The 6,240-nt window shown below is 63.7% G+C and carries 7 protein-coding genes; 1 reads left to right on the top strand and 6 read right to left on the bottom strand.

Annotated features, from left to right (window positions below):
* The 6 genes from DBR22_RS24190 to DBR22_RS20235 all read right to left on the bottom strand — a co-directional run.
* Nucleotides 1-348: flavodoxin family protein (locus DBR22_RS24190; RefSeq protein ID WP_219928145.1), on the bottom strand; the 348-nt coding region annotated here is incomplete at its 3' end.
* The gene (locus tag DBR22_RS20255; RefSeq protein ID WP_108600477.1) at nucleotides 345-1,400 is read right to left on the bottom strand and encodes a zinc-dependent alcohol dehydrogenase family protein; all 1,056 of its coding nucleotides are present in this window, start codon (nucleotides 1,398-1,400) and stop codon (nucleotides 345-347) included. The genes DBR22_RS20255 and DBR22_RS24190, both read right to left, overlap by 4 nt.
* A gap of 102 nt (nucleotides 1,401-1,502) precedes the next feature.
* The gene (locus DBR22_RS20250) at nucleotides 1,503-2,372 is read right to left on the bottom strand and encodes a universal stress protein (protein ID WP_108600476.1); all 870 of its coding nucleotides are present in this window, start codon (nucleotides 2,370-2,372) and stop codon (nucleotides 1,503-1,505) included.
* A complete protein-coding gene (locus tag DBR22_RS20245) occupies nucleotides 2,359-2,895 on the bottom strand; it encodes a universal stress protein (RefSeq protein WP_108600475.1) in 537 nt (178 codons plus the stop codon). Before DBR22_RS20245 ends, DBR22_RS20250 begins: the two co-directional genes overlap by 14 nt.
* Nucleotides 2,896-2,984: 89 nt before the next feature.
* The gene (locus DBR22_RS20240) at nucleotides 2,985-3,989 is read right to left on the bottom strand and encodes a zinc-dependent alcohol dehydrogenase family protein (RefSeq protein ID WP_108600474.1); all 1,005 of its coding nucleotides are present in this window, start codon (nucleotides 3,987-3,989) and stop codon (nucleotides 2,985-2,987) included.
* 6 nt (nucleotides 3,990-3,995) lie between these two features.
* On the bottom strand, nucleotides 3,996-4,463 hold the full coding sequence (locus tag DBR22_RS20235; RefSeq protein WP_108600473.1) for a pyridoxamine 5'-phosphate oxidase family protein: 468 nt from the start codon (nucleotides 4,461-4,463) through the stop codon (nucleotides 3,996-3,998).
* A gap of 160 nt (nucleotides 4,464-4,623) precedes the next feature.
* Here DBR22_RS20235 and DBR22_RS20230 point away from each other — a divergent pair.
* Nucleotides 4,624-6,240: GAF domain-containing sensor histidine kinase (locus tag DBR22_RS20230; protein ID WP_258229341.1), on the top strand; the 1,617-nt coding region annotated here is incomplete at its 3' end.

The raw sequence follows: 6,240 nt of genomic DNA, 5'->3' as shown, positions 1-6,240 counted from the left end.
GGCCGGACTGGAAACGACGTGGGCACCGCCGTCTTTGAGCAGTTTGGTCATCTTCTTGGCTGCATCGCCGTGGATGAAGAAGCGGATGCGGGTATCGAAAGCCGCCGCGTTGATGCCCTTGAGCTTGCCGTTGGCCAACTGCCCCAGCAGTTGGGTGATCCTGGGCGTGGGCCGCCAGCCGTTAATGGGGGAGCCCACCACCAGGAGGTCATCGGCCGCCAGGCTTCCCGGATCGAAGTCCGCCACCGAAACTGCTGTGGCATTAAGGGCTTCCAGTGCCTGTGCAACAGCCTCGGCAACAGTTTTGGTGTTTCCGAAGGCGGAGTCATAAACGATGTGGGCTCTCATCGCGAAATGACCACCTTCAAAGCGTTGGTCTCCGCGGCCCGGGCAAAGGTGTCGTAGGCATCCATGAATTCGTCAAAGCGGAAGTGGTGGGTTGCGAACTTCTCCGCGGGCAGCTTCTTCTGTGCCACCAGCTTGAGCAGCATGGGTGTGGTGTTGGCATTGACGAGGCCCATGCTGATGTTGATGTTCTGGATCCAGAGGTCCTGCACCGGGAGTTCCACGGGCTTTCCGTGTACGCCCACGTTGGCCACGTTCCCGCCGGGCCGGACGATGTCGGTGCACATGCGGAACGTTGCGGGGATGCCCACGGCCTCGATGGCCACATCCACGCCTTGGCCATCGGTCAATGCCAGCACCTGTTCCTTCCAGTCGGCGTTCCCGGAGAGCACAGTGTCTGTTGCGCCGAATTCCCGGGACTTCTCCAACCGGTTCCGGTCAAGATCGACCGCGATGATGGTCGCCGCGCCGTAAAGTCCGGCGGTGGCTATTGCTGCGAGCCCCACCGGGCCTGCGCCAATGACCGCCACTGTGTCGCCGGGCTTTACCCGCCCATACTGGACACCGATCTCGAAGCCGGTCGGGAGGATGTCCGAGAGCATCACCGCCTGTTCGTCAGAAACGCCTTCCGGCAACAGGTGCAGGGAGTTTTCGGCATAGGGGACCCGCACATATTCTGCCTGGGTTCCGTCAATCAGATGGCCGAAGACCCAGCCGATGCCGGCGGCTCCCTCCTCACCCATGCAATGGGAATAGAGCCCGGTCTTACAGTTGGCACAATGGCCGCATGATTTGATGCAGGAAATGATCACGCGGTCACCGGGTTTCAGGCTGGTCACCGATGATCCGACCTCCGTAATGGTTCCCACGCCTTCGTGGCCCAGGATTCTTCCTTCCTGTACAGCCGGAACGTCGCCTTTGAGAATGTGCAGATCCGTCCCGCAGATGGTCGTGGTGTCCACTTTGACGATGGCGTCGCTTGGACTCTTGATGGCCGGATCCGGCACGTCTGTCCAGGATTTCTGCCCGGGCCCGCCATAGACGATCGCTTTCATGACTGTTCCTCGCTGTTGATGATGGGTCCACTGCACACGCGGAAATGAGGCTTCCCTCAACCATGGCGCCCGGTTGACGGAGCCGTTAGGGACGAAAGTCCCTTAGACGGCTGCCTGCCGGCTGCCGGACGGTTGCCGGCAGATCATGACAGGCCCGGTGGCGTGGTGAAGGACTGCATGGGCGTTTGACCCGAACGTTCCTTTGATGAGCCCCTGGCCTTTGCTTCCGACCACGATCAGTGCTGCTCCGCGGGCGGCGTTCAGGAGTGCCCGCGGGATGGATGTGTCCGTGGCCAGTTCCTGGCTGATCGTCAGCTCCGGAGCCAGCGCGCGGGCTTGGCGGACAGCAGTCCCGAGGACGTGGCCGGCGGCTTCGGGCCCGACGGATGCGGCGCTGCCGGCGCGGCCGTCGGGGGAATGGATGATGTGGATGATCAGCAGGTCCGCTCCGGTCGCGGTGGCGATGGCACACGCCTTGCCCAGCGCGCCCGCCGATCCGGACGAGTCGATTCCGACCACCACGCGCCCGCCGGGATTGTTATCGAACCTGACCACTACAACGGGACACGTTGCTGTCGCCGCGAGTTCAAGGCTCACCGATCCCACCAGAAGTCCCATAAAGCCGCCGATTCCGCGGCTGCCCAGGACCAGCATCGCCGCCCCGTCCGACATGCGCCGGAGATGAGGGGGCGGGAGTCCGTACAGGAGGCTGGTCCGGATCCTGACCTCTGAAGCGGCGGTCAGCGCCTCAACTTTTCCTTGGTCCAGAACCACCTGCGCCTGATGCCGCAGACCGCTCCCGGCGATGCCCTGGACTGGTCCGAGATCGCTGGTCAGCAGCGGCCAGAGGGAACAGTGCACCACCTCAAGGTCAGCATCCAGGAGCCGTGCATGCCGTGCAGCCCAGCGCACCGCGAGGGCTGCGGGCTCGGAACCGTCGTAACCTGCCACGACGCGTTCAGGGGAGGACATGGCTGGACCCGGCCCGGCTGCCCCCTTCCTGGGATGCCTGCCCGGGATCAGTCACAAGCCCGGCCGGCAGGTCTGTGCCATGCGCTATAAAGACCGGGCATTTTGCATGTTCGGCCACTGCCGTGCTCACCGCACCGAGGAGCAGCCCTTCAAAACCCCCGTGGCCCCGGCTGCCCACCACAACGAGCTGGGCCGTCCGGCTCTCCTCGACGAGGACTTTTGCCGGCGACCCCTGGCACACAACCATCTCCAGCCCCTGCGGTGGTGTGCCGTTGAAGGCCGCGGCAACAGCTTCGGCGCAGATTTTGCGTGCCTCCTGTTCCGGGTCCCAGAGAACGGGCGTGAAAGTGCCGAGGGCGATCTGGTACTGCCACGATGTCACGGCCCGGATGTGCCCCTTAAACAGCGGCGTCAAAGCCCCCGCCCAGCGAAGGGCAACTATTGAGGGGGCGCTCCCGTCAACGCCCACCACGATTGGCGCCCGTTCAGGGTCACGGTCCTTGGCGTATCCGCTGTCACTCATGGCAGTACCTTCTCCCCGGTCTGTGCCCTGCGCCTAGGGCCGAAGGTCACCAAGGAGATGAACGTCCGCACAAGCTGTTCCCGCACACCTCAGGAAGATCTGAGAAGGACGGCAGCGCCTGTGAACCGGTCGGCAGAGAGATCCTGCAAAGCCTGGTCCGCCTTCGTCCACGGATAGGGGACCGTGGTGGGATTCAAGGGTATGTTCCCTGCCAAGGCCAGGAATTCCTGCCCATCCGTCCGCGTATTTGCGGTCACGCTGCGCAGACGGCGCTCGTTGAAGAGATCCTTCTGATAGTCCAGCTCAGGGATGTCGCTCAGGTGGATCCCGGCAATGGCGAGGGTGCCTCCGCGGTCCAGGGCCCGGAGGGCTACCGGGACCAGCCCGCCCGCCGGCGCGAAAAGGATGGCTGCGTCCAGCGGTTCGGGTGGAGCCTGGTCCGCACTGCCGGCGAACACCGCTCCCAGTTCCAGTGCAAGTCGCTGCGCCGCGGCTGACCGCGTCATCACATAGACGTCCGCACCTTCGAAGATGGCCATTTGCGCGGTCAGGTGCGCCGATCCGCCGAACCCGTAAATCCCCAGCTTGCCGCCGGGGGCGATGCCGGAGCATCGCAGCGCGCGGTAGCCAATAATCCCCGCGCACAGCAGGGGCGCCGCCTTCTCGTCGGTAAATACGTCGGGAATCCGGTACGCATAATCCTCATGGACGGTCATCATCTCGGCATAGCCGCCGTCGGTGTCCCAACCGGTGAACGTTGGGGTGAGGCAGAGGTTCTCGGCACCCCTGCGGCAGAACCGGCACGTCCCGCACGTTCGTGCCAGCCAGGCTGCCCCTACCCGCTCGCCGAGCCGGAACCTGGTGCATCCGGTTCCAAGGCCCACCACCTCACCGACCACCTCATGACCGGGAATCCGCCCGGGGGTTCGGGGCCGCAGGTCCCCTTCGGCGAGATGAAGATCGGTGCGGCACACACCGCAGGCGTGGACCGAGAGCAGAATTTCCCAGGGCGCGGGTGCCGGATCAGGACGTTCGCCGAACTGCAGCGGTCCGGACGCGATCGGACCTGGGGTGCCAATCCACCATGCCCGCACGAAGGGTTACTCCAGACCTGCCCGGGTGGCCTCATCCAGTGAACCGCCCCAGGTCAAGGGGGCAGCGATTTTGAATCGCCGGCCGCTGACACTCTCCGGGACTATCCGGATGAAATGGTCCTTGCGGCCAGTCTCCCAGGGGAAGAGCAACTGGCCGATCGTGTCCATGACCTCAGGAGTCCGGCTGAGGGCCGTGGCCTGGCCTTTGACGATCACGCTCCAAGCGACACCCTTGTCTGTGTCGGCGCCATCAGCCTCCAAGGCCACCTGCTTGCCCAGTGAAGACGCCAGCTTGGTGCCGGCACCGGTGCGGAACACCAGGGACTCGTGATCAACCTTGTAGTTGATGGGAAAGATTTCGGGATGATCATTGACCCATACAGCCAGACGGCCCACCGAATCACCGCGCAACAGCTGCCAGCAGTCCTTCGGGGGGAGCTCTGCGGTTTCCGGGAGAGATGCATCTGAAGTCATGGCCAAGATCCTACGGAAGCCCCAAGCCCCCATCTAGGGCATAAAGACCCCCTCATCGACTCATGGGCATAGGCGAAACGGGACGGGAGCGATAGTCTGTGAGCAACTGCAGCAGCCGGTGCACCTTCGCATGCGGTACTTTCCGCGGAAGGCGGTTTCCGTGAGCGATTTATTCCAGTCAAGCAGGGAGAACCACTTACCGGGGACAGGTGCCCGGATAGGCGAAATCCTGACCGACTTTGCCGACTCCGCCGGTGAACCGGTCAACGCAAACCAACGCATGCAGGGCCTCTTGAATGCCGTTGTTGCACTCGCCGAGGACCTCAGCCTCGAAGCTGTTCTGCACAGGGTTGTCAGTTCAGCCTGCCAACTTGTCCAGGCTGAGTACGGGGCCCTGGGGGTTATCGGCGCCGATCGCGACCTGAGCCATTTCATCACGGTGGGCATCGACGACGAACTCGGCAGGCGTATCGGCCCGCTTCCCACAGGACATGGCGTTCTTGGCCTGCTCATCCGCGACCCCAAGCCCTTGCGGCTGCATGATTTGAGCCAGCACCCGGATGCCTACGGGTTTCCCGCGAATCATCCGCCGATGAAGTCGTTCCTGGGCGTCCCCATCCGGGTTCGGGACGCAGTATTCGGCAACCTCTACCTGACGCAGAAGATGGGTGGCGGGGACTTTACCGACGAAGACGAACAACTTGCTGAGGCACTCGCTGCTGCTGCCGGCGTGGCAATCGAAAATGCCAGGCTTTTCGAGGACGCCCGCCGCCGGGCCGCCTGGCTTCAGGCGTGTATGGACGTGACCGGACGGATGATGGGGTCCGAGGACACCCCGGCCGGCCTGAACGGGGGACTGGACATGATTGCAGCCAGGGCTCTGCGGGAGTCAAATTCGTCACTTGCGCTCATCCTGGTGCAGGAAGATACGGTCCCGGAGAACACATCACAGAACCATCCGGCAGATGGCAACACGTCAAGTCACTTCCGCGTGGCCGGAGCCGCCGGCAAGGGTCCTTCGCTGTGGCTGGGGCGTCTGCTGTCCCTTGATTCTGCCGACATCAGCCGCGTCGTCGCCACGGGCAAGGCCACCCTGGTCCCGGACGCTGCGTCGGTCCTGGGCGCCGCCGACGTTCCGGTGCCCAGCCGGCTGCTCGCCATAGACCTTAGCGCCCACGGAACCCATCACGGCCTCCTGGTGCTGTTGCGGGAATGTCCTTCGGGGAGCTTCAGCGCGACGGACATTGAAATGGCCCCGGTGTTCGGCTCACATGTCGCCTTGGCACTCGAACTGGCCCGTGCCCACCGCATGCGGGAACAGATCGCGGTTTACAGTGACAGGGACAGGATTGCCCGGGACCTTCATGACCTGGTCATCCAACGGCTGTTCGCGGCGGGGCTCAGCATTCAGAGCCTTCGGCGCTATGTGACTGATGGTTCGGGGGCCAGCACCATCCGGACCGTGACCGACGAACTGGACGAGACCATCAGGGAACTCCGCAACACCATCTATTCGCTGAGTGACTCGGAGACAGGCAAGGAGCTTCTCAGCAGCCGCATCCTGCAAACGGTGCGCAGCAGCACCCAGTCCCTACCGTTTGTCCCCCTCCTGACGCTGACGGGGGCCGTTGACGCTGTCCGGGACGAGGAGACCGCAGCGAACGTGCTGGCGGTCATTACCGAGGGCCTGAGCAACGCGGTCCGCCACTCGGGAGCGGATTTGATCCGGGTAACCGTCTCAGTCATCGACGGACACATTTCGGTCCAGATCCAGGAC

The organism is Arthrobacter sp. HMWF013, assembly GCF_003061105.1.
Lineage (GTDB): Bacteria > Actinomycetota > Actinomycetes > Actinomycetales > Micrococcaceae > Arthrobacter.
The sequence above is the reverse complement of the archived record's forward strand: the minus strand, read 5'-3'. Positions and strand labels throughout refer to the sequence as shown.

Coding starts and splice junctions, on each gene's coding strand:
- DBR22_RS20255 (WP_108600477.1), bottom strand. CDS start 1,400: ATGAAAGCGATCGTCTATGGCGGGCCCGGGCAGAAATCCTGGACAGAC.
- DBR22_RS20250 (WP_108600476.1), bottom strand. CDS start 2,372: ATGTCCTCCCCTGAACGCGTCGTGGCAGGTTACGACGGTTCCGAGCCC.
- DBR22_RS20245 (WP_108600475.1), bottom strand. CDS start 2,895: ATGAGTGACAGCGGATACGCCAAGGACCGTGACCCTGAACGGGCGCCA.
- DBR22_RS20235 (WP_108600473.1), bottom strand. CDS start 4,463: ATGACTTCAGATGCATCTCTCCCGGAAACCGCAGAGCTCCCCCCGAAG.